This window comes from Ahrensia sp. 13_GOM-1096m, from assembly GCF_000620605.1.
Lineage (GTDB): Bacteria > Pseudomonadota > Alphaproteobacteria > Rhizobiales > Rhizobiaceae > Ahrensia > Ahrensia kielensis.
The window spans coordinates 357,331-382,041 of sequence record NZ_JIAX01000006.1 but is presented as its reverse complement, the minus strand read 5'-3'; the positions used below and the strand labels follow the sequence as shown (position 1 = coordinate 382,041).

The 24,711-nt window shown below is 48.5% G+C and carries 34 protein-coding genes; 29 read left to right on the top strand and 5 right to left on the bottom strand.

The features are described from left to right. Positions 1 to 66 precede the first annotated feature (66 nt). Positions 67 to 966 (top strand): bifunctional methylenetetrahydrofolate dehydrogenase/methenyltetrahydrofolate cyclohydrolase FolD, encoded by a 900-nt coding sequence (folD, locus tag N530_RS0102230; protein WP_026479363.1) that lies wholly within the window; start codon positions 67 to 69, stop codon positions 964 to 966. A 76-nt stretch (positions 967 to 1,042) separates the two neighbouring features. On the opposite strand, the gene edd is transcribed toward folD, so the two are convergent. Genes edd through zwf form a run of 3 tightly spaced genes read right to left on the bottom strand, consistent with a single transcriptional unit; the run spans position 1,043 to position 5,079 of the window. Continuing rightward, on the bottom strand, positions 1,043 to 2,869 hold the full coding sequence (gene edd / locus N530_RS0102225; protein WP_026479362.1) for a phosphogluconate dehydratase: 1,827 nt from the start codon (positions 2,867 to 2,869) through the stop codon (positions 1,043 to 1,045). A gap of 25 nt (positions 2,870 to 2,894) precedes the next feature. Further along, positions 2,895 to 3,623 (bottom strand): 6-phosphogluconolactonase, encoded by a 729-nt coding sequence (pgl, locus tag N530_RS0102220; RefSeq protein WP_051540707.1) that lies wholly within the window; start codon positions 3,621 to 3,623, stop codon positions 2,895 to 2,897. Beyond that, entirely contained in the window at positions 3,613 to 5,079 is a 1,467-nt protein-coding gene (gene zwf, locus N530_RS0102215; RefSeq protein WP_026479360.1) for a glucose-6-phosphate dehydrogenase, read from the bottom strand. Before zwf ends, pgl begins: the two co-directional genes overlap by 11 nt. Positions 5,080 to 5,332: 253 nt before the next feature. Here zwf and N530_RS0102210 point away from each other — a divergent pair, with 253 nt between their 5' ends. The 4 genes from N530_RS0102210 to N530_RS0102195 all read left to right on the top strand — a co-directional run bounded on the left by N530_RS0102210 (position 5,333) and on the right by N530_RS0102195 (position 8,941). After that, a complete protein-coding gene (locus tag N530_RS0102210) occupies positions 5,333 to 6,247 on the top strand; it encodes a metal ABC transporter substrate-binding protein (protein ID WP_026479359.1) in 915 nt (304 codons plus the stop codon). A gap of 104 nt (positions 6,248 to 6,351) precedes the next feature. Further along, on the top strand, positions 6,352 to 7,212 hold the full coding sequence (locus N530_RS0102205) for a manganese/iron ABC transporter ATP-binding protein (RefSeq protein ID WP_155851908.1): 861 nt from the start codon (positions 6,352 to 6,354) through the stop codon (positions 7,210 to 7,212). After that, complete coding sequence (locus N530_RS0102200; protein WP_026479358.1) at positions 7,209 to 8,096, top strand: metal ABC transporter permease; 888 nt, start codon at positions 7,209 to 7,211, stop codon at positions 8,094 to 8,096. Before N530_RS0102205 ends, N530_RS0102200 begins: the two co-directional genes overlap by 4 nt. Continuing rightward, complete coding sequence (locus tag N530_RS0102195) at positions 8,096 to 8,941, top strand: metal ABC transporter permease (protein WP_026479357.1); 846 nt, start codon at positions 8,096 to 8,098, stop codon at positions 8,939 to 8,941. The genes N530_RS0102200 and N530_RS0102195 overlap by 1 nt, the downstream gene beginning before the upstream one ends. A 143-nt stretch (positions 8,942 to 9,084) precedes the next feature. Here N530_RS0102195 and N530_RS0102190 read toward each other — a convergent pair whose 3' ends face one another. Further along, positions 9,085 to 10,254: a site-specific integrase gene (locus tag N530_RS0102190; RefSeq protein ID WP_026479356.1), complete on the bottom strand. Its 1,170-nt coding sequence runs from the start codon at positions 10,252 to 10,254 to the stop codon at positions 9,085 to 9,087. Then, positions 10,254 to 10,814: a hypothetical protein gene (locus N530_RS0102185; protein WP_026479355.1), complete on the bottom strand. Its 561-nt coding sequence runs from the start codon at positions 10,812 to 10,814 to the stop codon at positions 10,254 to 10,256. The genes N530_RS0102190 and N530_RS0102185 overlap by 1 nt, the downstream gene beginning before the upstream one ends. Positions 10,815 to 10,885: 71 nt before the next feature. On the opposite strand from N530_RS0102185, the gene N530_RS0102180 reads away from it, so the two are divergent. The 24 genes from N530_RS0102180 (at position 10,886) to N530_RS17270 (ending at position 24,698) form a co-directional block, all read left to right on the top strand. Further along, positions 10,886 to 11,125, top strand: coding sequence for a DNA-binding protein (locus tag N530_RS0102180; RefSeq protein WP_371179686.1), 240 nt, complete (start codon positions 10,886 to 10,888; stop codon positions 11,123 to 11,125). A gap of 76 nt (positions 11,126 to 11,201) precedes the next feature. Then, complete coding sequence (locus N530_RS0102175; protein ID WP_026479353.1) at positions 11,202 to 11,522, top strand: hypothetical protein; 321 nt, start codon at positions 11,202 to 11,204, stop codon at positions 11,520 to 11,522. Then, positions 11,519 to 11,977: a hypothetical protein gene (locus tag N530_RS0102170; protein ID WP_026479352.1), complete on the top strand. Its 459-nt coding sequence runs from the start codon at positions 11,519 to 11,521 to the stop codon at positions 11,975 to 11,977. The genes N530_RS0102175 and N530_RS0102170 overlap by 4 nt, the downstream gene beginning before the upstream one ends. After that, positions 11,974 to 12,285 (top strand): hypothetical protein, encoded by a 312-nt coding sequence (locus tag N530_RS0102165; RefSeq protein WP_026479351.1) that lies wholly within the window; start codon positions 11,974 to 11,976, stop codon positions 12,283 to 12,285. The genes N530_RS0102170 and N530_RS0102165 overlap by 4 nt, the downstream gene beginning before the upstream one ends. Next, positions 12,282 to 12,470, top strand: a complete 189-nt coding sequence (locus N530_RS0102160) for a hypothetical protein (protein WP_026479350.1) — start codon at positions 12,282 to 12,284, stop codon at positions 12,468 to 12,470. The genes N530_RS0102165 and N530_RS0102160 overlap by 4 nt, the downstream gene beginning before the upstream one ends. 118 nt (positions 12,471 to 12,588) lie before the next feature. Continuing rightward, the gene (locus tag N530_RS17280) at positions 12,589 to 13,152 is read left to right on the top strand and encodes a hypothetical protein (RefSeq protein ID WP_051540706.1); all 564 of its coding nucleotides are present in this window, start codon (positions 12,589 to 12,591) and stop codon (positions 13,150 to 13,152) included. Next, complete coding sequence (locus N530_RS0102150) at positions 13,139 to 13,432, top strand: DUF6074 family protein (protein ID WP_026479349.1); 294 nt, start codon at positions 13,139 to 13,141, stop codon at positions 13,430 to 13,432. Before N530_RS17280 ends, N530_RS0102150 begins: the two co-directional genes overlap by 14 nt. Then, positions 13,429 to 13,896 carry a hypothetical protein gene (locus N530_RS0102145; RefSeq protein ID WP_026479348.1) on the top strand — a complete coding sequence of 156 codons (468 nt, stop codon included), beginning with the start codon at positions 13,429 to 13,431 and terminating at the stop codon, positions 13,894 to 13,896. Before N530_RS0102150 ends, N530_RS0102145 begins: the two co-directional genes overlap by 4 nt. Then, positions 13,893 to 14,144, top strand: a complete 252-nt coding sequence (locus N530_RS17275; RefSeq protein ID WP_051540705.1) for a hypothetical protein — start codon at positions 13,893 to 13,895, stop codon at positions 14,142 to 14,144. Before N530_RS0102145 ends, N530_RS17275 begins: the two co-directional genes overlap by 4 nt. Before the next feature lie 60 nt (positions 14,145 to 14,204). Beyond that, on the top strand, positions 14,205 to 15,392 hold the full coding sequence (locus tag N530_RS0102135) for a phage portal protein (protein WP_026479347.1): 1,188 nt from the start codon (positions 14,205 to 14,207) through the stop codon (positions 15,390 to 15,392). Further along, complete coding sequence (locus tag N530_RS0102130; RefSeq protein WP_026479346.1) at positions 15,379 to 15,771, top strand: hypothetical protein; 393 nt, start codon at positions 15,379 to 15,381, stop codon at positions 15,769 to 15,771. The genes N530_RS0102135 and N530_RS0102130 overlap by 14 nt, the downstream gene beginning before the upstream one ends. After that, positions 15,768 to 16,277: an HK97 family phage prohead protease gene (locus N530_RS0102125; RefSeq protein WP_202899000.1), complete on the top strand. Its 510-nt coding sequence runs from the start codon at positions 15,768 to 15,770 to the stop codon at positions 16,275 to 16,277. The genes N530_RS0102130 and N530_RS0102125 overlap by 4 nt, the downstream gene beginning before the upstream one ends. A gap of 4 nt (positions 16,278 to 16,281) precedes the next feature. Next, positions 16,282 to 17,427 (top strand): phage major capsid protein, encoded by a 1,146-nt coding sequence (locus tag N530_RS0102120; RefSeq protein WP_026479344.1) that lies wholly within the window; start codon positions 16,282 to 16,284, stop codon positions 17,425 to 17,427. A gap of 12 nt (positions 17,428 to 17,439) precedes the next feature. After that, the gene (locus tag N530_RS0102115; RefSeq protein ID WP_026479343.1) at positions 17,440 to 17,826 is read left to right on the top strand and encodes a hypothetical protein; all 387 of its coding nucleotides are present in this window, start codon (positions 17,440 to 17,442) and stop codon (positions 17,824 to 17,826) included. A gap of 182 nt (positions 17,827 to 18,008) precedes the next feature. Beyond that, positions 18,009 to 18,359, top strand: coding sequence for an HNH endonuclease signature motif containing protein (locus N530_RS18805; RefSeq protein ID WP_026479342.1), 351 nt, complete (start codon positions 18,009 to 18,011; stop codon positions 18,357 to 18,359). Between the two features lie 3 nt (positions 18,360 to 18,362). After that, a complete protein-coding gene (locus N530_RS0102105) occupies positions 18,363 to 18,854 on the top strand; it encodes a hypothetical protein (protein WP_026479341.1) in 492 nt (163 codons plus the stop codon). Between the two features lie 86 nt (positions 18,855 to 18,940). Next, positions 18,941 to 19,243 carry a head-tail connector protein gene (locus N530_RS0102100; RefSeq protein ID WP_026479340.1) on the top strand — a complete coding sequence of 101 codons (303 nt, stop codon included), beginning with the start codon at positions 18,941 to 18,943 and terminating at the stop codon, positions 19,241 to 19,243. After that, the gene (locus tag N530_RS0102095; protein WP_026479339.1) at positions 19,240 to 19,665 is read left to right on the top strand and encodes an HK97-gp10 family putative phage morphogenesis protein; all 426 of its coding nucleotides are present in this window, start codon (positions 19,240 to 19,242) and stop codon (positions 19,663 to 19,665) included. The genes N530_RS0102100 and N530_RS0102095 overlap by 4 nt, the downstream gene beginning before the upstream one ends. After that, complete coding sequence (locus N530_RS0102090; RefSeq protein ID WP_026479338.1) at positions 19,662 to 20,075, top strand: DUF3168 domain-containing protein; 414 nt, start codon at positions 19,662 to 19,664, stop codon at positions 20,073 to 20,075. Before N530_RS0102095 ends, N530_RS0102090 begins: the two co-directional genes overlap by 4 nt. After that, on the top strand, positions 20,075 to 20,401 hold the full coding sequence (locus N530_RS0102085; protein ID WP_035266072.1) for a phage head closure protein: 327 nt from the start codon (positions 20,075 to 20,077) through the stop codon (positions 20,399 to 20,401). Before N530_RS0102090 ends, N530_RS0102085 begins: the two co-directional genes overlap by 1 nt. After that, a complete protein-coding gene (locus tag N530_RS0102080; protein WP_026479336.1) occupies positions 20,401 to 20,793 on the top strand; it encodes a phage terminase small subunit P27 family in 393 nt (130 codons plus the stop codon). The genes N530_RS0102085 and N530_RS0102080 overlap by 1 nt, the downstream gene beginning before the upstream one ends. Next, positions 20,771 to 22,378 carry a terminase large subunit gene (locus N530_RS0102075; RefSeq protein ID WP_026479335.1) on the top strand — a complete coding sequence of 536 codons (1,608 nt, stop codon included), beginning with the start codon at positions 20,771 to 20,773 and terminating at the stop codon, positions 22,376 to 22,378. Before N530_RS0102080 ends, N530_RS0102075 begins: the two co-directional genes overlap by 23 nt. Then, on the top strand, positions 22,378 to 24,348 hold the full coding sequence (locus tag N530_RS0102070) for a hypothetical protein (RefSeq protein ID WP_026479334.1): 1,971 nt from the start codon (positions 22,378 to 22,380) through the stop codon (positions 24,346 to 24,348). Before N530_RS0102075 ends, N530_RS0102070 begins: the two co-directional genes overlap by 1 nt. Beyond that, entirely contained in the window at positions 24,348 to 24,698 is a 351-nt protein-coding gene (locus N530_RS17270) for a hypothetical protein (RefSeq protein WP_051540704.1), read from the top strand. The genes N530_RS0102070 and N530_RS17270 overlap by 1 nt, the downstream gene beginning before the upstream one ends. Positions 24,699 to 24,711: the final 13 nt, after the last annotated feature.

The following is a 24,711-nucleotide window of genomic DNA, read 5'->3' as shown; positions in this document are numbered from 1 at the left end:
CCATGATGTCTAAGCATTTTTGTTTACGTCAAGGTCGCGCCAAATCTATTTATGGGATGCACAATCATGGCTGATATTATTGATGGTAAAGCAATTGCTGCGGACGTAACGGCGAAAGTAAAGATCGTTGCAGATACACTTTTAGAAAAAACAGGCATCCAAACTGGTCTTGCCGTTGTGATTGTCGGCGAAGATCCTGCATCACAAGTTTACGTTGCCAATAAAGGCCGCACTGCCAAGGCCTGTGGTTTTCATTCTGTCGAACACAAATTACCGGAAGATACTTCTGAACAGGCGCTTGTCGATATTGTAGAAAACCTGAACAATGATCCCGCGATCCACGGTATCCTTGTCCAATTGCCTTTGCCAAAGCACATTGATGCTGGCCGTATTATCCAAACCATTGAGCCTGAAAAAGACGTAGACGGATTTCATTTTATCAATGTCGGGAAGCTAGGCACTGGCGAGATAGATACTGCGTTTGTGCCATGCACACCAGCAGGCTCCATGTTGCTAATCGAACGGGTGCTGGGCAAGGATTTGTCTGGTAAAACAGCTGTCGTTGTTGGCCGGTCTAATATTGTTGGCAAACCGATGTTCAACTTATTACTTGCCGCCAATGCCACCGTTACCATAGCCCATTCCAGAACCCTTAATTTAGAGGCTCTTTGCAAAACTGCCGATATTTTAATCGCGGCTGTTGGTCGCCCTCAGATGATTAAAGGCGACTGGGTGAAACCGGGAGCAGTGCTCATCGATGTTGGTATCAACCGGATTGATGCGCCTGAAAAAGGCGAAGGTAAAACACGGCTCGTCGGAGATGCAGACTTTGACAGCTGCCAAGCAGTTGCCAGAGCAATCACCCCTGTACCAGGCGGCGTTGGGCCGATGACGATTGCGATGCTGATGGCAAATGCTGTGACCTCAGCCTATCGCAGCGCAGGCGAAGAAGCGCCAAGTTTCTAACGCTTCTTACATAAACTGGTTTTTAAAGCCGCATCAATTTTGATGCGGCTTTTCTTTATTCAAAGACGCGTTCTAATCAACCAAAGACGCTTGCGCCTTCATCTGCGTGACCCGCGACGCGGCGGAATGTTTCAAACAGTTCCCGCCCCATACCATGCGTATTGCCTGATAAGTCTGCGGTTGCTTGCGGGCGTGCGGCCAAGGTCGCATCATCGACGAGAACTTCTAACGTTCCCGCATTGGCATCAAGGCGCACGATATCGCCTTCCTGCACTTTGCCGATTACACCGCCGTCAAGCGCCTCTGGCGTTACATGAATAGCTGCCGGAATTTTACCGGATGCACCAGACATGCGCCCATCGGTAACAAGTGCAACTTTTAAGCCGCGCTGTTGAAGAATGCCCAGTGTCGGTGTCAATTTGTGCAATTCTGGCATGCCGTTGGCTTTTGGACCATTAAACCGGATCACGGCGATAAAGTCTTCGGTCAGTTGACCAGCTTGAAAGGCTGCCTGCATTTCGTTTTGATCGTGAAAAATGCGTGCAGGCGCTTCAACAATGCGGTGTTCTTCTTTAACGGCTGAGGTCTTAATAACGGCGCGTCCAAGATTGCCAGACAGCATTTTCAAGCCACCTGTTTTCTGGAACGCTTTATCAAATGGCGCTAAGACTTTTTCGTTGCCGGATATTTTCGGTGATTTATGACGTTCGACCCCGCCTTTTCCATCAAGCTTGGCTTCAACCATATAATCATCCATGCCGTGGCCATAGACCGTGCGAACATCGCGGTGCAGCATGCCATTATCGGCTAGTTCGCGAATAAGGAATCCGAGACCGCCCGCAGCTTCAAAATGGTTCACATCGGCCAATCCATTTGGATAGACGCGCGCAAGCAGCGGCGTAACATCGGAAAGATCAGAAATGTCAGCCCACGTGATTTTGATACCAGCGGCAGCTGCCATCGCAACCAAGTGCATTGTGTGGTTGGTTGAACCGCCCGTTGCATGAAGGCCGATAATGCCGTTCACGATAGAGCGTTCATCAATCATCTCGCCTGCTGGTGTAAATTCATTGCCAAGCGCTGTGATTGCCAATGCACGTTTTGCCGCTTCTTTTGTTAGCGCATCACGCAACTCTGTGCCCGGATTGATAAAGCTTGCGCCCGGCATATGCAGGCCCATAATCTCCATAAGCATTTGGTTTGAATTGGCCGTACCATAGAACGTACATGTGCCCGGTCCGTGATATGATTTGCTTTCGGATTCCAGCAGTTCTTTGCGTCCGATTTTACCTTCGGCATAGAGTTGGCGGATCTCTGCTTTTTCATCATTTGACTGGCCTGTCGTCATCGGGCCAGCAGGAATGAAAATCGCAGGAAGATGGCCAAAAGTCAGCGCAGCAATCGTCAATCCGGGAACGATTTTATCGCACACACCCAGATAAACGGCCGCATCAAACATATCATGTGACAGACCAACGGCCGTCGCCATTGCAATCACATCGCGTGAAAACAGCGACAGCTCCATCCCCGCTTGGCCTTGTGTCACACCATCACACATAGCCGGCACACCGCCTGCAACCTGCGCAACACCGCCGGCCTCACGCGCAGCCTGTTTTATAAGCGCGGGATAAGTCTCAAATGGTTGGTGCGCTGAAAGCATGTCATTATAAGCGGTAATGATGCCAATATTAGCAACCACATCACCTTTGAGATTTTCTTTGTCGCCGACACCGCAAGCAGCAAAGCCATGCGCTAAATTTCCGCATGAAAGCGTTGAACGTTTAGGCCCTTGAGATGCCCGTTCACGCACACGGCCCAGATAGGTTTCACGCACTGGTTTTGAGCGTTCAATAATCCGGTTAGTCACTGCCGCAACAGTTTCATTCACATCAAATTTTGTCATGTTTTGCCCCATTTCGAGGTTGCAATTATGGTGCCCAGAACACTTTCACAGGCTCAGGTGCATTTTTAACGACGCATGCGATTGGCATTGTTAGATCATCATCAAGACCCAGAGCTGTTTTCAGCACATCAGCCTTTTCTTGACCTTCAATGTGCAGCGCTACAAAGCGTGATGCGTGTATAACAGGCATCGTCAGCGTTAGGCGCGGCTCGCCTGCACCTTCGGCAAGCATTGATATAATTTGCCTATCGCTTTGCATGTCGAGCGCTTCCTCCAAATGATCTCCATTTGGAAAAAAGGACGCTGTATGGCCATCTGTGCCCATGCCGAGGATCGTCACATCAATATGTTTTAACGAGGGCGCAAGTTGTTTTTCGCTTTTTTCAGCGCACTCAGCAGCATCGCGCCCATCTGTAACATAGGGCAGAAAATGCGCTGCTGCTGCTTTATCTTGCAGCAAATAATCAGCGATCAACTTAGCGTTGGCGCGATCATTTTCTGGCGGTACAATACGCTCATCAACCAGCATGACCGTCACATTCGCCCAATCAATATCGCATGCCGAAAGCGTTTTGAAAAATAATTTTGGCGTTGATCCGCCCGACACAACAAGCGTAGCCGTTCCGCGCTCTGCTATGCCGCCAGCGAGAATACCAGCAACAGACAAGGCCAAAGCTTCAGCCAGTGCACCGCGTGTCTCATATGATTGAAGATCAATATGCGGATCAGTTGGTTTTAGTGCGTCAGCTTTCATGCCAAGTGCGCCCATCACGCTCGATTAAGGCTATAGATGCCGAAGGGCCCCATGTGCCAGATGTGTATTTTTGTGCAGGTTGCTCGGTGTCTTCCCAAGACTTCAAGATTGGATCGACCCACTTCCACGCTGCCTCAACTTCGTCGCGGCGCATGAACAATGTCTGGTTGCCGCGGATAACATCCATAATCAAACGCTCATAAGCATCAGGGTTCCGCACATCAAAGCTTTCAGCAAAGCTCATATCAAGTGGGACGTGGCGCAAGCGCATGCCGCCCGGCCCTGGATCCTTGATCATGATCCATTGCTTAACGCCTTCATCTGGTTGGAGACGAATAACGAGGTTGTTTGACTGCATACGAGAGCCAGCTTCACCAAAAATGGAGTGCGGCACTTCTTTAAAAGCGATTACAATTTCAGAAACCCGCGTCGACAAACGTTTGCCCGTGCGCAAATAGAACGGCACCCCAGCCCAGCGCCAATTGCCGATCTCGGCCTTAATCGCCACAAAGGTTTCGGTATTGCTTGCAGAGCCTAGCTCTTCAACATAACCGTCCACAGGACCGCCGCTGGAAGCACCCGCGCCATATTGACCGCGCACGGTGAGTTTAGCTGCATTGCTTTCCTCAATCGGCGTAAGGCTGCGCAAAACTTTGAGCTTTTCATCGCGTACCGCATTTGCATCCATGGAAGCTGGTGGCTCCATTGCCACAAGACACAAGAGTTGAAGCAAATGGTTTTGCACCATATCGCGCAAGGCACCCGCGCGGTCATAGTAATCAACACGGCCTTCAAGACCCACTGATTCAGCAACCGTAATTTGCACATGATCAATATGGGCAGAGTTCCAAAGCGGCTCATAAAGCGCATTTGCAAAACGCAGCGCCATAAGGTTTTGAACTGTTTCTTTACCCAAATAATGGTCAATTCGGAAAATCTGATATTCTTTGAATACCTGCCCGAGCGTATCGTTCAATTCTTCGGCTGATTTTAAGTCACGGCCAATTGGCTTTTCGACAATGATACGCGTTTCATCCGTTATCAGCTGATTATCACGCAAACGCGAAGCAATATCCCCAAACAATCCCGGACCAACAGCCAGATAATAAGCCCGCTTTTTAGTGTCTGCATCACCGATCGTATCACGCAGCACATCCCAGCCGCGATCAGACTTCGCATCAACCGAAACATAGTCCAGCTTACTCATGAACAGTTTTACCTGCTCATCATCCAATTCCTCTTTAACGTGCTCTTTAAGAGCCGCCAGAGCAAAGTCTTGATACTCAGCCTTTGTCATCTCTGAACGAGACGCACCGATAATTCTTGTTGGTTCAGTCATCTGACCATCTTTTTGGCGATGATAGAGCGCTGGCAACAATTTACGTTCGGCGAGATCACCTGTACCGCCAAAAACGATACAGTCGAATGGGTCAACGGGAATAATCTGACTCGACATTACTTTGCCTCCAAGTGTTATAAACCCTATAATCTAATCGATTTAAAAAATCCAGAGCTTCAATTATATTTCACTGAAATTCATACGTAGTCATGCCCGCAAGTTAACACCAAAACACACGACATGCTGTGCAATCATTAGCCGCAAGGCCTTTTTCATTCATATGAACTCGGCTTAAATCCTTATTGCAATTCATTCGCATTACTATTAAGAAGAGAATAGTACATAAGATTTTTCTCATCTGGAGCTGTGAATGAAACCGTATCTTTCTCGCCTTACATTTGCCGCAGCAATGCTCGCGACGACCTCAACAATGGCGCTTGAAGCATATGCTCAAGACAAAAAATTCAAAGCAGTTACGACTTTCACAGTCATTGCAGACATGGCGAAAAATGTTGCTGGCGATGCGGCAGAAGTCGTTTCGATTACTAAACCTGGCGCGGAAATTCATGGTTATGAGCCAACGCCGCGCGATATTGTGCGCGCAAGCGGCGCTGATCTCATCTTGTGGAATGGCCTTAATCTGGAGGTCTGGTTTGAGCAGTTTTTAAGCAATCTAGGCGACATACCATCCGTAACACTGACCGACGGCATCAAGCCCATTGCGATTGGTTCGGGTTCCTATGAGGGCAAAGCCAATCCACACGCTTGGATGGGCGTTGATAACGCCCTCGTCTATGTCGACAATATTACAGCTGCCTTTGTTGAGCATGATCCAGATAATGCCGATACATATATTGCAAATGCCGAAACCTATATGAATGAGATACGCGCAACGCTCGATCCCTTGCGCGAACAGATTGCGGCTATTCCTGAAGACAAACGTTGGCTTGTGACTTGCGAGGGTGCATTCAGTTATCTTGCGCATGATTTTGGATTGAAAGAGCTTTACCTATGGCCAATTAATGCCGATCAAATCGGCACGCCGCAACAGGTTCGTACTGTCATCGACGGCGTTCGGGAAAACAATATTCCCGTCGTGTTTTGCGAAAGTACCGTCAACACTTCGCCAGCCGAACAAGTTGCGCGCGAAACAGGCGCCGCTTATGGCGGGGTTCTTTATGTCGACAGCTTAAGCGAGCCGGACGGTCCTGTGCCAACATATCTTGATCTGTTGCGCGTGACATCACAAACTATTGTCGATGGGCTTGCAAACAACCTAAAATAACCATTCACTGACATATACATCTCCGCCATTTCTGGCGGAGATACCAAGGATCCATAATGCTGAAAACAGCACCTCTCGACGCTGAAATGACTGACAATGAAGACATGAGCGCATCAGGAGCCGCCGGCGGTATTTATGCGCGCAATGTCACAGTCACCTACCGCAACGGGCACACAGCGCTGCACAATACAAATTTTGAAATTCCGCGCGGCACGATTACCGCACTCGTCGGAGTTAATGGCGCAGGAAAATCGACCCTATTTAAAGCCATTATGGGTTTTATTCCCACCGCTGCGGGTGAAATTCGGCTTCTTGGGAAAACGGTAAAAGAAGCGCTTAAAGAAAACCTTGTTGCCTATGTGCCTCAGTCTGAAGAAGTCGATTGGGCTTTTCCAGTGCTCGTCGAAGATGTTGTGATGATGGGCCGCTACGGACATATGGGTTTTTTAAGACGTCCGCAGCAGAAAGACCGCGATGCCGTCAATGAAGCTCTGCGCCGTGTCAATATGCTTGACTTTAAACATAGGCAAATTGGCGAATTATCCGGCGGACAACGCAAGCGGGTTTTTCTTGCGCGTTCGCTGGCGCAAGACGGACAGGTCATTTTGCTTGATGAACCTTTTACTGGGGTTGATGTAAAAACTGAAGATCAGATCATATCATTGCTACGCGAGTTGCGCGACGAAGGCCGCGTTATGCTTGTATCAACGCACAATCTTGGTTCCGTGCCAGAATTTTGTGATCGTACGATTTTGGTTAAAGGCACCGTCCTTGCTTACGGCACCACGCAAGAAACCTTTACACACGACAATCTTGAGAAAGCATTTGGCGGCGTGCTGCGCCACTTTACGATTGGCGGCACCGACTTACACGACGATGACGACCCGCGCGAAATTCGCATTATCACAGATGATGAGAGACCTTTCGTTCACTACGGGGAACGCAGCGAAAGTGACGAAAAATGATCGGCACACTTATTGAACCGTTCACCTATAGTTACATGTTCAATGCCATGTGGGTTTCCGCGCTTGTTGGCGGCGTTTGTGCATTTTTGTCTTGCTATCTTATGCTCAAAGGCTGGTCGCTGATTGGGGATGCACTTTCCCATTCTGTCGTGCCTGGCGTTGCGGCTGCCTATATTCTTGGCCTGCCCTTTGCATTGGGTGCTTTTATCTCTGGCGGTTTGGCCGCTGGTGCAATGCTGTTTTTATCCGAGCGCTCCGGCCTCAAAATTGATGTGATCATCGGGATCATTTTCACATCCTTTTTCGGCCTAGGCCTTTTTATGATTTCTATCTTCCCAACATCGGTCAGCATTCAAACGATCATTATGGGCAATATTCTAGCGATAACGCCAAATGATACGTTACAGCTCGCGATTATCGGCTTTGTCTGCATGATTGTTTTGCTGGCCAAATGGAAAGATTTGATGGTGGTGTTTTTTGATGAAAACCACGCCCGCACGATCGGTTTAAAGCCAGAGCTTCTACGCGCTATTTTCTTCATGCTGCTATCAGCCGCCATCGTTGCCGCGATGATCACAGTAGGCGCATTTCTTGTCATCGCGATGGTCGTAACACCGGGCGCGACAGCCTATCTTTTGAGTGATCGCTTCCCGCGCGTGATCGCTATTTCCGTTTTCATAGGCACCGCGACCAGTTTTGTTGGCGCATATATTAGCTATTTTGTTGACGGTGCAACCGGCGGCATCATCGTCGCTCTGCAGACATTCATCTTTCTGGTTGCATTTGTTTTCGCGCCAAAGCACGGCATTTTGGCTGCACGGCGAAAAGCGCGTCAAGCCCTTGCAATGCCTGTACCTGCATCACCGACGACTAAGGTGCAATAATGATCGATATTTTATTACAGCCCTTCCAATACCCATTCATGCAGAATGCGTTTTTGATTACCCTGCTTGTCGCACCACCAACGGCACTTCTATCTTGCTTTCTCGTTCTTAAAGGCTGGGCCTTGATGGGTGATGCTGTCAGTCATGCGGTTTTACCGGGCGTTGTTTTAGCTTGGATAACAGGTATTCCGCTCATCGTCGGCGCATTTGGCGCAGGTATGGCCTGTACACTGCTCACCGGCTATCTTTCATATAATAGCCGCATCAAACAAGACACGGTCATGGGCGTGGTCTTCTCCGGCATGTTTGCCGTTGGCATCATCATGTACACATCTATTACCACCAACGAACATCTGGATCATGTTCTGTTCGGCAATATGCTGGGCATAGGCGCTCAGGATTTATGGACTGCAGGCCTCATCTCGCTTGGCTCATGCGCGTTCTTGATACTGAAATGGAAAGACCTGCTGCTTCACGCATTTGATCCTGCGCAAGCGCAAGCCAGCGGTTTGAAAGTCTCATTTCTGCACTATGGATTGCTGTCCGTATTGTCGCTTTGTATTGTTGCAACATTGACTGCGACTGGCCTCATTCTTGCCGTTGCTCTTTTGGTGACGCCGGGCGCAATTGCTTTTTTAACCGTGCGTAGCTTCGGGCCAATGTTGATCATGTCGGTGGCCGTTTGCTTGCTATCCATGTTGCTAGGCACGTATCTGAGCTTCTTCTTAGACAGCGCACCGGCAGCAACGATTGTGCTTGTTCTGACAGCCATATTCATAGTGGCTTTTGTGCATAGGCTACACATCACGCGCAAAACATCGCAGCAAAAAGCAAGCTTAGCCTAAGACACATAGTAACCGACTTGCCATGCTAAATCGAAAAAAGTGGTGCCCGAGGGCGGATTTGAACCACCGACACGCGGATTTTCAAGATTATGCCATACGTTGATTTTAAATGGTTATTCAAGCCATGTTGCGCTCATGTTGCATCAACCTAGCAGAGCAGCTTGAGCTTTAGCCAATTCACCACCATTGTCATTAGATGGGAACAAGTGACCATAAACGTCAAGTGTCATGGCAATAGTCGAGTGCCCTAGCCTTTCCTGAACCACCTTAGCAGGCAATCCTAAACCACCATCCTCAGGCCGATTTATGCACCATGAAGCATAGAAATGCCTAAGCGCATGAAGGCCCGTATATTTGGCTTCGCCTTTCTCATCGACAATGCCAGCCTTTTCCCATGCAGGGATTAAACCACGGCGGCGAATGTTTGTCAGGCTTTCGATATTTCCAGCGCCCGTAGGAAACACTAAGGTCAAAGGCCCCGCCGGACAGCGTTCCTTCCACTCAGTGAGAACTTCCACAACCATCGGCGGCAATGGGATAGTTCGTTGACCTGCAAGCGACTTAGGCGAACCGATCTGATTATACCTATCAGCACGCTTTGAGACTGTAATCTTAGCCTTGCTCAAATCAACATCGGACCATGTAAGGCCGCGCAATTCACTGGATCGCATACCCGTAAAGATCGCAGTGATAAGGATAGGCTTCCATACGCCCGATAGAGCGCCAACCAGCGCTTTTATTTCATGTGGATGAGGAATGTCTATGCCTGCCCGTAAGCGGCTCTTGTGGCGGCTTGCAGTATCATGGCTGGACTTTCTACGCCTAGTGCTTCGCATGTCCCTCACAACGTTCCTAGCAACCAAACCGCGTTCCTGAGCATCGGCAAGGATAGAGCCAAACGAAACCATGACTTTACGCACCATAGCTTGTGAGCGGCCTTGTGTTGCCAGATCATCTTCAAATTGACGCACGATAGGGATTGATAGCTTAGATAGGTTCAGAGCGCCGATTAGAGGCTCTATGTGCAACCTCACATGCTGCTGATATTGCTTTGCCGTGGATCGTTCCAAACCAGCAGCATCACCAGCCGCAAGCCACAACTGAGCGGCTTGGCTTACAGTGGCACTATCTCTTTCAGCTACATGGCGACCTTCTCGCACTTCTATGGATGCGGTGGCAGCGAACTTGTCAGCGTCTTTCTTCAGCTTGAATGATTTAAGGCGGCGCTTTCCACTGGCATCATTGTAATCAACAACCCATGCAGTCTTTTCCTCAGCCTTAGCGTTCAACCATGTGCGCTTGCGGACTGACATTAGAAGGGAATCTCTGAGTCCGGATCATAACCTTCTGAAGCTGGAGATTTGGGCTCTTCTTTTATTGGCCACGACGGAGCACGTAAATCGGCATCGTTAAGAACTTTCGTCATAGCCTCGCCTGCTGCCCAATAATTTCCACCAGATTTTCGCTCTTCATGAATTGCAATGAACTCATCTATTCTAGGCCAAAGAACATCGAGCAAAGAACGTCGATAACCTTGCATTTTCTTTGACATATAGAAAAACGGCCAATGCTCTTTGCAAAAAGCAAGTCGTTGTTCTTCCTCATAAGTGGGGAAAAAGGCTGGTATCTCATACATACGCAGCGACCTTATTCCTTCACAAACATCCCAAAAATCCGACCAATTTTTGTCAGGATCAAAATCCTCACCCATAATTGTTTGCTTGGACGCGGCATCTACAATCGCCCTTTCCACAACCGTAGTAATTGTTTGGCCTTTTAAGCGTGAAATATATTCAAGAATAAAGCGCGTTTTAGGATCAAGCCGTATGGTCATTGATTCCGATTTAGTCGTTTTTCCAGCAGCTTTTGCCATTTTTCCCCTCAATCCACAACAGCATTACATGTAATGCAATTATAGTGCAATAGTGGCTTGACTTGTACGTAATGATGAATCATGTTGATGTAATGCAATTGCAATACATGAAAGGATTTTGCATGACGGTTAAAATTGACAGTGTAGACCTCATTTGGGGAGCTGAAGAGATAGCAAAACTAATAGGCCGTTCTCGCCGCTCAACATTCCACATGCTTGAAAAAGGAGAGTTGCCAGCAAAGCGAGTTGGTAGTCGATGGGTAGCTGAACGCGGCAAGCTAATCAGCTTCTTCTTAGAGGATGCAAAATGAAGCGCATAAAAATGGCCCGATCTAGCGCCAACTGGATCGAGCCTGTTCAAAATATTTAACCACCACGGAGAAACAAATGAACAAGACAGTCAATATCAATGAAATCACCAATGCCGCAACCACTGATGTTAAAAATCTAGAAGAGCAGATCGATAAACTTTGGGATAAAATCACGGATATGGAACGCCCGTTGGGGCGAGTATCAGATTTTATTATGTCGATGTACTGGATCACACAAAGCCAAAATGATGATGTGACTAGCCCTCTTACAACTATCGCTCTTACAGCAGAAGAACTTTGCAGACAGATCGAGGAACAACGAGGGGAATGCTTTAGTACGCTCCACGCGCTCAAGTTTGGCAAAAAGCAAACGGTAGCTGATGGGGTGTCAGCATGAGCGATTCATTCAACAGCAATGCAAAGCTAAACATATTAACATCAGCAGAAGTTCAAAACAGCATGGATACGCTACAGCGTATTCTATCACGCCCGATCCCGCGCAATGCTGAGCATTTTATACAAAGCTTAGCAGACCAACTGGCAACCAAAAGCAAGGACGCTTACCTCATTGATCTTGGTGAGCAGCTATCCAAAGCATATGAACAACAGGTGTTATTGGCTGAGGCAACGGACGATCAGTATAATCCAGCTTATGAGAAATCATGGGCGATTGTTTGCAAAATTGACAGCACGCCTGCCACAACGCTTGAAGGCTTGAAGGTTAAAGCGCAGGCACTTCAATGGCTTCGTGGCGGGGGCAATTACATCGACTGCATGGGTAGCGACACAACTGATATGCGGTTGATCGGTTCAATCCTTGATGGCCTTCATAAGATCGAGGTGCCAGCATGATTGTTATCGATTGTGAAATTTTGCAACGCTTAGATGCCAGCGCAAGTCATATTGATCCGTTCAATTGTGATGTTGGCCTTATGGCTCTTGTTGTCGATCTTGCCAATCACTTGCTTGGTGATCCTGATATAGAGCCGAATGGTGATGAACTTGATAGTTCTTTTGGCCATGATGAACGTGAACATTGTGCATCTGATGATGGTGATATCACTTGGAAAGAAACCCACGGTTTTGGCGATGTTCAAGATTGGGCTTATGACTATTCTAAGTGGAACACATGCACACCTTTAAGCGAGGTGTCAGCATGACAGGCATAGATCACCAACACACAGCAGAGATTGATGAGGCAGGCCGTTGGCTTGCTTCACTCAGCCCCTCAGAGAGCCAAGCACAAGCAGCGCTAAGGCAAATGTGCACACGGTTTAATCTTACCATACCGCAAGCATGTGAGGCCGTAGCACAAGCAGTTCAGATCAGACGCGAGGTGCGCTGATGGCTAATTGTCCAAAATGCAACAGCAACCGCGTCAAGAAAACTAACGTGCGTGAGCAATTGCGATTGTCCTGCCCTAGATGCGGCCCCCTTCCAAAAGCGGGGGGTGATAAATCAAGATGAGTAAATATAAGCGCAAAGGTAGATCGAAGTTTATCATGCTTGAAAAATGGTTTTATCAGAGCGAGGCATGGGCAGCAGCTTTGCCTAGTGAGAAGGCCGCATATCTAATATTTAAAGATATCTATATCGGAACTAATAACGGCGATTTGGATATCACAATTCGTCAGATGGCAGATGCAATTAATGTAGGCAAAAACGTCGCCAACAAAGCAATAAATGGATTGATCGAAAAAGGCTTTTTGGAAGTCACAAAGAGAAGTTCATTCCACGTTAAAAATAGGACTGCCACACTCTATCGTTTGACTGAATATGCATGTGATGTGAGCGGTAATCCTGCCACTAAAGCGTTCATGAAATGGCGATGCGAAGAAAAACAACAGTCCCGTATAGAGGACCAACAGTCCCGTGAGCGGGACAAGTGTTGCAAGAGTGACACTGTAAAACCCGCTAACAGTCCCGTGAGAGGGACCGTAGGCACGAATTATGACTTTTCACAGTACCGTGAGCAGGACACTTATATAGATATACCACAGGGGGTAATGGTAAATGAGCAAAGATAATCACCTTCCATTATTCAACTGGCAACCACCAGTAAAAATCATTCCCTTTCCTGCAAGCAAACAGATTGGAAAAGCCCGTCATGTTGCTGAGGTATTCATGAGGAAAGACACTCAAAGAGCACAACAATCTTATTGGGAACAAACTGAAAAGGGTTTTTCTCATAAATTGCTCAAAATTGGCATGTCAGATGAGGCTATCAAACAGGAACTAGAAGCCTTTGCCGCTCTTGTGCAGAAAGAGGTTGATATCTTGTGCCATCGGCAGGGAGCGCAGAAATGAGCACTGATCCGTTCAATGATGAGTTTTGGCCTATCTATCCACGCAAGGTTGCAAAGGCCAAAGCAAAGCGCATGTGGGCCAAGCAGATCAAAGCAGGCCATAAGCCTGAAACGATTATAGCAGGTCTCAAACGCCTATTGCCTGAATTAAAAGCCAGAAGACCAGAGTTTCAGCCGCATCCTGCATCTTGGCTCAATGATGAGCGATGGGATGATGAGCCGATGTTGGCACCCCACGGCTCACAGCAAATCACAAATCCACGAATGGCAGCAGCCAAACGAGTTTACGAAAGGCACATGAATAACGGTTCACTGAATGAGCGTGTCATGGAGGTTGATATTCATGAACCTAAGTCGCGCGCACAGAAGTTTCTAGATATGAACTTAGAACCTGTTCGCAGACCAAAAGGCCAACCCTCAGCCATCCAAATGATTTTGGCCCAACGTGCAAAGGAAAACAATTGAACGAAAACAAACCACCTTTAGACCGTTGGCGTTTCGATGAGCTTCTAAAAGACCTCAAAGAAATCACCCGATCAGAAATCATATGGGGACATAAGGCCATATCAAACCGGATCGGCACAAGTGAGGACTTTGTTCGCAAGCAGATCGCGCAGCATCCAAATTCACCCCTCAAGAAATTGGGGGGAAAGGTCTATGCGGTTGAACACGAATTGGTTGATTTTCTAAGGCAGCCGGACAAACCCGCTTAAACCCACTACAGCACGTTATTGCACGTTTAGGAATTATATCCTAAGTGCTATATTCTGTTTATGGCATTTTGGAACCGTAAACAGCCGATAGTCGAAGCTAAATCGACAGACCTCACACAGCCCGATGATTGGCTGAAAGAGGCATTCGGCATTTCTATTTCTGGCAACGGTATATCTGATGCTGATGCATTGACCGTTCCAGCCGTATCAAGCGCTATCAGATTGATCAGCGAAGCGGCGGCAAGTCTAAAGATAGAAATCGTTGCCACAGACGACAAGGGCATGGAAGCAGTCGATAAGACGCACCCGCTCAACCAATTGCTATCTGGCAGCGCCAATGATTGGACAGACAGCTTTTCGTTCATTCGTGATCTTATCTCACAGGCGCTGCAAAATGATGCAGGTGGCCTTGCATGGGTAAACCGTGTTGATGGTAAGCCTGCTGAAATCATCCATTATACGTCCGGCAATATCACTTGCGAATATGCAACGAGCGGAACACGCGAACCAAGCTATAAGCTGGCAAACCGCGCAGTACCTGCACGCGATATCATTCACTTAAAATCACCGTTTTCAAGATCGCCTCTATCACTTGCCAAGGATGCAATTGCTACCGCTAAGCTGATGGAAAAGCACGCTACCGGATTGTTCAAGAATGGAGCGCGTCCGAGTGGTGTCATTCAAAGCGTAGGTAATCTTGGTGAGACAGCTTTCAAAGCAATGAAGGCAGCTTGGCGTGCAGCTCATGAAGGGCCTGACAACGCTGGCAAGACGGCTTTCCTTTGGAATGGTGCAGTATTCCAGCCTTTAACGATGAACAGCACAGATGCTCAGTTCATAGAAAATCAAAAGTTTCAAATAATTCAAATTGCCCGTGCGTTCCGTGTCCCGCCTGCCATGCTCTATGAGCTTGATCGCGCAACATGGTCGAACAGCGAACAGCAAGGCCGTGAGTTTCTTGTTTATACATTAGAGCCTTGGCTGAGAGCACTGGAAGGCGCTTTGTCCCGTGCTTTGTTCACAGAAGATGAGCGCAAATCTTGGAGCATTCGCTTTGAGCGTGATGATCTAACCCGCGCCGATCTTGGAAGCCGTGCAACAGCTTATTCCAGCCTCATTGCATCCCGCGTTCTTAATCCAAATGAAGCGCGTCAATGGGAAGGCTTGCCTGCTTATGCCGAGGGCAATGCATTCGTAAATCCAAACATCGACACAAACAAACCGGAGCCATCTGATGGAACTGAATGATATTCTAGCAGGTAACATAGATCAGGATCGCGGCGTTTGGTTTGATATCGTTGATCCGGTCGCAGGTACACCTACAGGCATTCGCTTTCGTGTTGCTGGACCGGACAGTGAAACACAGCGCAAGGCACGTCTAGCGCTTGCTGATGAGCTTGCAGAGCTTGCCGATGAAAACGGCATAGTTAGTGCTGAGGGCCGTGAAAAGGCCCGTATTAACAGCTTAGCGCGTTGCGTGCTTGGTTTTGAGATCAAAGAGGCTGGCGAACCTATCCCGTTCAATCATTCCAATGTCGTGCGCGTTCTTAAAGCTGGCACATGGTTGCAGAGCCAAGTGGACAGCGCAGCAGGTGATCGCTCACTTTTTCGAGGTGATGCAGCATGACAATAGAACACGCTTTCTTTGAAACCAAGATGCTTGCCAATGATGATGGAACTATCACAGGCATGGCATGGCCTTTTGCTACACCGGATCGTGTTGGTGACTGGATAGAGAAAGGCGCATTTTCCAAAGCGAATTTGCCCCTTCCAATGCTGTTTGCACATGATCAGCAAGAGCCGCTTGGTGCATGGACCGGAGCCAAAGAAACCGATGAGGGCTTAGAACTCACTGGCAAATTGCTTGTAGGTGAAGTGAACCGCGCCCGTGAAGTCAGCGCCTTAATCAAGGCCGGAGCTATTCGAGGCTTATCAATCGGTTTCATCACAAAGAAAGCTTCACCCCGTGCAGGCGGTGGCAGAACAATCACAGACTTGGAACTTTTCGAGGCATCCCTTGTCTCAGTTCCCATGCACCAAGGTGCACAAATCAGATCAGCTAAATCGGGCATCGAAGCATTGCAGCTTGCCGAAGCCATTAACCGCGCAGCAGCGCAATTCGCAAAGAGGTAATCCAATGCGGCACTTCAATAAACTTGAACTAAAAGATGCAGAGCCTAATCCGGTCGATATCGTAACCAAAGCGCTTGATGATCTATCAAAGACCGTCGATGAGCGTTTGAAAACAGTCGAAGCTAAATCAACAGATGATGTTGAGACCAAAGCCCTTAAAGAGCGCTTGGATAAGATCGAAGCAAAGTCAAACCGTCCAGAAGGCAGTGACAAAGAGAACGGCGAAGTATCAGCCGAACTCAAAGCATTTGGCACATACCTACGTCATGGCGCTCAGGCACCCGTTGCAGAGCTTAAAGCTCTTGTAGTCGCAGATGATGAGCAAGGCGGCTATTTGGCACCTGCTGAGACTTCAACTGAGTTTATCCGTGATCTAGTCGAGTTTTCGCCTATCCGTTCAGTGGCAAGCGTTCGCAACATTGCTTCGCCATCTGTCAAATATCCAAAGCGTACTGGCATCACCAATGCGTCATGGGAAGGTGAGACTGAGGAATCAGAAGAAAGCGGCGTAACATTCGGTCAGGTCGAAGTGCCTGCACATAAGCTTATGACTTACGTTGATATTTCTAACGAGCTTTTAGCAGATAGCGGCGGCACTGCTGAGGCAGAAGTTCGCTTGGCACTGTCTGAGGACTTTGGACAGAAAGAAAGCCTTTCATTCGTCAACGGTTCAGGTGTCAAACAGCCTGAGGGCTTGATGACTAATGAGAGCATTGAAGAATACAAGAACGGCCATGCAACGGACCTCAAAGCCGATGCAATGATCAAGGCTATGTATGACATGCCTGCCATGTATCGCAACAACGCAACATGGATGATGAACGGCACAACTTTGGGTATCGTTCGCACGCTCAAAGATGGTGATGGTCGTTTTCTATGGCAACCAAGCTTCCAAGCTGGACAGCCTGCCACGATCCTTGGTCGCCCTGTTATCGAAGCCGTGGATATGCCTGATATCGAAGCGCAATCAACGCCGATCATGTTTGGTGACTTCTCAGCTTATCGGATCGTGGATCGCCTAGCGATGAGCGTGCTGGTTAACCCTTACATTCTGGCAACCAAAGGCATCACCCGCATTCACGCTACACGGCGCGTCGGCGGCAAGGTTCTACAGCCTGCACGTTTCCGCAAATTCAAGATGGCAACATAAGAGGATATCACTATGCGAGATATTGCAAACAACATTGGCCTTGTTCCAGCTATTGCACCTGCTGTCATTACAGCTACTACCACAGGCGCAGCACTGGACCTTAAAGGCTTTCAAAGCGCGGCTCTAATCATCAACACAGGCGCGATTGCAGGTGATGGTGATTACACAGCTAAGCTACAAGAGTCAGACACAACCACAAGCGGTGACTTTGCCGATGTGGTAGCAGAACACCTCATTGGTGAACTGCCTGCAACGCTTGAAGCTGATAGCGTAGTCAAGCAAGGCTACATTGGTCACAAGCGCTACCTACGCGCAATCATCACTAAAAATTCCGGCACGTCTATCGCTGCATCTGCTGCCCTTATCAAGGGCGATGCTGATGTGCGTCCGGTCGAGTAGCGGAGCCTAGATATGACGGTATCGCGGCCTATCGAAGATCCGAAAGTCACCTGCGCGGCTCCAACGGGATTTTGTGCGTTCAAGGTGGCAAAGGTCGTGCTTGATAGCGGTACTCCTTACGTGAAAGCAAGCAAGGCAGGGATGTTACGGCTACCCCTGCCAACCCTTCATGGGGTGAAATCATGCCTATGAAACCACCACGCATATGCGGATGCGGCTATGCCATTGCAGCAAACACTGAGTGTCCCTGCGAGGCTAAGAAAAGCAAAGAGCGTAAAGCACGTTCAGATAGCAAGCGGCCATCATCCAGCAAACGAGGCTATGACAGCACATGGCAAAAAGACCGTGCTGCATACCTAAAAGCACATCCTACATGCAGGCGTTGTGGAAGCCCTGCAACAGTAGTCGATCACATCATTCCGCATAAAGGGAACCAGAAGCTGTTTAAGGACCGCTCTAACTGGCAACCGCTATGCACCAACTGTCATTCAAGCGCCAAGCAAAAGGCTGAGCGCAAACTGGTAACGAGGTAAATCATGCCAATATTCGCAACAGCAGGTTCTAAACTATACATCGGCGGCGCTCTAAGCGACAAAGCAGCAGACTTTGTACTCGCTGATTTTAACAGTCAGGTATGGGTGGAAGTTGATCCACTCGAAAGCATTGGCTCTATGGGTGACAGCGCTCAAGAGATCACATTCGATGCTATTGGGCGCAACCGTACCCAAACACTCAAAGGCACACGCCGCGCACCTACAATGGAAGTCGTGGCAGGCTTAGACATGACGGACGCTGGTCAGATCGCACTGGTAGCAGCAGAAGCACAACCACATGACTATGCATTCAAAGTTGTATTCGATGATGCACCCGCAACTGGATCAGACCCAACACCCTCAGAGCGTTACTTCATTGCCAAGGTGATGAGTGCCACTGAGGAACTAGACAGCGCTAACAACGTCATGAAGCTCAACAGCAGCCTTGCAATCAATAGCAACCTAGTCCGCGTTAACGCTGCCACAGGTGACTAGGGGGGTGGTCTTAGACTTCCTGCCACCTAAAGGGACCGGCGGGGGAACCCTTTTACAACATTTGCAAGAAATAGGATTTTTTACCTATGGCAGCCGTAAGCATACAAGAGGCGCTTGATCACCTCAACTTAGACAGTGGCGAAACCAACGTCGTTGAACGCAAGATTGTGGCCGCTCAAGCGCATATTGAGAAGCTTCTAGGCTATACCTTTGCAGAGCATTTTGATGGTGATGAGAACACGCCTGAGGATTTGAAAGAGGCGGTCTTACAGCTTGTTGGTCACTGGTACGAAAACCGAGAGGCAACACTTGTCGGTGTCAGCGCTCAGGAACTTCCATTTTCAGTTTGGCAGATCGTTGCAGAAAACCGCGCGTGGAGTTTTTCATGACAAGTGATGGTGGTTTAAGCCGTTTTCAGAAGCGAATGAAAGCCGTTCCTAAGGCTGTCAGAGAGAATGTTAAACCTGCTTTGAACAAGTCCGGTCAAGAACTGGTGGCGACTATGCGAACTCTTGCTGAGGCTTCACGCGATTCAGGTGATCTGATTGATAGCATCCTGATGACAGAAGGCGGTCAGAAAACACCACCTTACTCGCAGCCCGGCGGTTCAACAATTGTTCCTGAACATGCAGTCGCTGTTACGGTTGGCAATTCAGACGTTCGCTATCCGCACCTTGTTGAGTATGGCAGCAAGAACGCACCCGCTCAGCCGTTCTTTTGGCCTGCTGTTCGCACCACAAAGAAGCGTATAACAGGACGTATCAAGCGGTCAATTTCCAAGGCTGTCAAAGATGAATGGGGAAGCCGATGAGTGCAGCCCTATCATTGCAGAAATCTATTCGTGCACGGCTTGTGGCAAAGACTGCAATCACTGACATTGTTCCAGCCGCTTCGATACTGGATAGGCATCAAACACCCGCGCCCGATCCGTCTATCATTATGGGTGAAGCTCAAACGCTTGATGAGGGTGATGATCTAAAGCGCCGATCTTTCCGCGTATATTCAACGCTTCATATTTGGATGAAAGAGCGTTCACTTGCTGGCACGAATGAGCTTTGCGGGTTGATCGTTGATGCTGTTTTAAATGGCCGCTTTCCTGAGCGTGATGGATGGCATTGCGTTGATCAGATGGTGTCTAACACCCGCTTGATGCGTGATCCTGATGGCGAAACAAGTCACGGCGTGGTGACAGTCGAAGCGCTTATGCGGAGGGCTTCATAATGCGTGCTGGCAAGCTTGATAAGGAAATTGCGTTGCAACGATCTACTGACACAGTGGACGATGCAGGCACACCTATCAGCGCATGGACTACCTATTCAGAACCACGTGCTCAGATAGTGCAGCAATCGACAGAAGAATTTATTGAGAACCAAGGCGCTGCTGAAGAAACATTGGTGATCTTTCGCACCCGCTTTATTGATGATGTGCTTAATTCTGATCGCGTTCTCTATGGTGGCAAGGCGCACAATATCCGAGAGCTTACAGAAATAGGCCGTAAGCGTGGTTTGGAAATCCGCACTGTCACAGTAACAGGAGCGGCAAGCTAATGCGTGGAACAAAGCCTCATTTGGTCGTGGATAATGGCGCAGTTGATAAATCACTGTCTGCCCCTTCATGGCTATCCTCAGAAGCAAAGAAAGAGTGGAAGCGCGTAATCGATCTTTTGGTTGAAAGACGCATTCTAACCCGCGCTGATCTGGCATCACTGGAAAACTATTGCATTGCAATCGGTCAAGTGCGCGATTGTGAGAAGCACCTGCAAGATCACGGCCATGTCATTGATGTTGATGGCAACATGAAGCGCAACCCGTCCACAGGCATTCAATCGGACGCTATGACGCGTGCACGCCTGCTTGCTGCTGAACTAGGCTTAACACCTGTCAGCCGATCACGGCCAAGCATAAGGGATCAAGAAGATGATGATTCCCTCTTGGATTGATGATGGTTCAGAAATTGAAGATCCGTTTGGCTATGGTGAAAGAGCCGTGCAATGGCTTCGCCGCTTAAAGCATCCTAAAAACCCCGCTAAAGGGCATCCTTTCCAGCTTGATGATTTTCAAGAGCGTATCATTCGCAAAGCCTATGGGCCGCGCAATGAGGATGGAACACGCATTGTCAGGCGCATTGTGCTTCTCTTGCCGCGTGGCAACCGCAAGACTTCTCTTTGTGCTGGCATCACATTGCTGCATTTAATAGGACCAGAGCGACAAGCAGGCAACCTTATTGTGTCAGCAGCCTCAGCCCATGAACAAGCCAAAGAGCTTTATGGCGAAACGGCATTGATTGTCGAAAGTGATCAGCGTTTATCTAAGCACCTGTCAGTCAGGGATTACATTTCACAGATCGCCTTTGCTAAGGATCGCAGCCGATATATTGCCGTTGCATCCGATGGAAAGACACAGCATGGCAAAACGCCAAATGTAGTGATTGCTGATGAGCTACACGTTTGGAATGGAGCGGCTGGATTGCGTCAATGGGAAGCGCTGGACAGTGCGCTCGTTAAAGTTCCTAACACGCTTATGGTGGTTGCTACCACAGCAGGACGCGGACAAGAAAACCTTGCTTGGAAAACCGTTTCTTATGCGATGAAAGTGCAGAAAGGTGAGATCGATGATCCGGCAACACTGCCTGTTATCTTTGCCTCAGATGCAGATGATGATTGGCAAGATGAGGAACTTTGGCACAAAGTAAATCCTGGACTAAAGCACGGCTATCCTGATCTTGCAGCGTTCAGAGACAAGGCGCTCAAAGCAAAACATTCGCCATCTGATAGAGATAGCTTTCTGCAATTCAACTTGAACAGGTGGCTGGATCAATCGACAAGCCCGTTCGTGGATATGACAGTTTACGATCAAGGCAAAGCGCATGTTGATCTTGATGATTTGGAAGCTGATCAAACACCATGCTTCATAGGCGTGGACTTATCCAAGAATGAAGATTTAACAGCAATCGTTGCTGCTTGGCCTGATGGCGAAGGCTATCAAGTGCACCCTTGGTTTTTCTGCCCCTCAGACAACCTCAGAGAGCGCGGTGATAAGCACGATGCGCCTTATACCGAATGGGCCGAACAAGATTTTATTGTGCCAACACAGGGAAATGTGGTGGATTTTCGTCATATCGAGGACCATTTACGCGAGTTATGTGCACGTTTTAACGTTCAAGAGATTGCTTTTGATCCGCATATGGGCCGCGTGATGATGGCTAGTTTGATGGATGATGGCTTTCCGGTAGTTGAAATGAGGCAGGGATGGGTGACAATGGCACCTGCTGTCAAAGAGCTTGAACGTGCAATCATTGCAAGACGGTTCAAGCATGGCGCTCATCCGGTTCTCAGATGGAACTTTGAGAACGTGGAAGTCGAAACCGATAAGGCTGGCAACCGCTCTTTTCACAAGGGCAAGTCTGGCAACAAGATCGATGGCGCTCAGGCTTGCGCTATGGCCGTTGCACGATGTGCAGCAGGCGAACAAGCCAATTCATATGACGCAGAATGGTTCAACCCCGAAGAAATGGGAGCCTTTTAATGGCACAAGATACAGAGCGTCTATTCGTTCAGCTTGAAGCACGTATAAACGACTTCGAGAAGCAAATGACGAAAGCTGAGCGCAAAGGCACGCAGACCTATAATAAGCTGCAAAGCGGATCACGCCGCGCTACCCGTCAAATGGAAGGTGATATGAATAGATCGATGCTTTCGATCAATCGCTCACTGGCAGCAGGCACAAAGGGCGCTGGATCGTTTCTAGGCGCGTTCACAAAGTCAGCCATAGGCGCAGCGCTTGGCGGCTTGCTTTCCGTTGGCGCTGCTATTTCAGGTGCAAAGAGTGCACTAGAAGATTTTGATAAGGTTGCCAAATCCGCAAAGCTTTCTGGCCTTGGAACTGATCTTTATCAATCGCTTGTGTTTGGTGCTGATCTAGCAGGCGTTGCCGTTGGTGATGTCGATAAGGCTATGCAATCTTTCAGGCGTAATTCAGCGCTTGCTGCAACCGATCAAGGCACGCTCTTCACTGTGCTTCAAAAGGTCAATCCTGAGCTACTAAAACAGATTCAGGCATCCGGCACGCAAGAGGAAAAGTTAAAGCTTGTCTCAAATGCACTTCAACAGGCTAAGTCAGAGACAGACCGCGTTGCAATAGCAACAGCAGCATTTGGGCGAAACGGTCAGGCGCTTATTCCTGTCCTACAAGGTGGCGCAACCGGACTTATGGAAATGGAGCGAGAGGCAAAAAACCTTGGCATTGTCATTGACCGTGACCTGCTTGCCCGATCAGAAGAACTCACAGACGAATTGTCGATCGCTTCCAAAGTGATGGATGTTGAATTTAAATCAGCACTCATTGATCTTGCACCCGTGCTTGTGGATATAGCCCGAATTGCTGGCAGCGTTGCAAGCGGTATCCGGTCGATCACAGATGCTATGCGCGGACTATCTGAGAAATCAACGCAATCCCTCAAAAGGCAATTGGATGGGCTGAATAAGAACATCGATGCAAGGAACAATCCGCAAGGCTTAACCTTTACAATGCCGGGCGCTCGTTCCGTTGATGATATGCAAGGCGAAGCCGATCAGATCATGAAAGAGTTAAAGCGCAGAACCTTGGAAGGAATGCGTCCGCAGCTTGAACAGCTTAAAGCACAAAATTCGCCAACCGATATTGGCACGATAGGCGGTGGATCATCTGACGGCCGTGGTGGTTCAACACGCAATGCGAGCGCTCAGGCAGCAATACGTGAAGCCGATGCGGTCAAGACGCTAATAGCCGAGCTACAAGCTGAATATGATGCTATTGGCATGACAGATACACAGCGCAAGGTGGCAGATGCACAACGTCGCGCTGGATCAGCAGCAACACAAGAACAATCAGCACAAATCGCAAATCTGGTCACAAAGATTGAGCAAGAGCGTGCAGCTATTGAAGCCAACAATGAGGCTATAGAGGCACGCCGTGAATCTATGCAGTACCTTTTTGAAGGCGGGTTGAGCGCATTGGAAAGCGTTGTGACTGGCGCAGATGATGCAGGCGAAGCATTTAAGCGGCTGGCATTGGATATAGCTAAAGCAGCAGCACAAGCAGCACTATTCAATAAAGGCCCACTAGCCGGATTGTTTGGCGGCGGTGGCTTCTCAGCCGTATCAGTTATAGGCTCAGGACTGGGCTTGTTCTCAAGTGGCGGTTATACTGGCAATGCTTCACGGGACACAGCAACTGGCATTGTTCATGGTCAAGAATTTGTTGCTAACGCTGCTGCTACTGCTAAGTTTAGGCCACAGCTTGAAGCAATGAATAAAGGCCATGCACCTGCAAACAGCAGTGCACAGCAATCTACCGTCAAGAATACATTTTCCCCTGTCTATAACATCGACAATCGAGGGGCATCTAACGAGGCCGTTGCACGCCTAGAAGGTGTTGTTGCCAAGATGAACCGCGACCTTCCAAAGAACGTCAACGCGATTAACCAAAGGCGCAACACGCGAGGGGTTTCTTACTAATGGCACCCTTATCGATAAAGTCACAACGCAGATTGAAAGCTCAGCTTGTAAAAGCATTGGAGCAACATTTACAATCAGGCGCTAAATCTAAAATACCTGAGGCAGGTGAATGGTTATGGTTTTTCTTTTGCCAGATCAGCAAATCGCGGACCTATCACGCGAATGGACCAAACCCGCTTCAATGGTCTGAAATAGAAGCGTGGATGCGTTTATACCGATGGCCTCTTGAAGCACATCATATCGACATTATCCGCGCACTTGATGAGACATGGATCAAGCATTCACGCTCAGATCAGCAAGCACCTTCACAGCAGATCAACACAGGCGCATTTGATGCGGTGTTTGGGTGATGGATATCGTTTC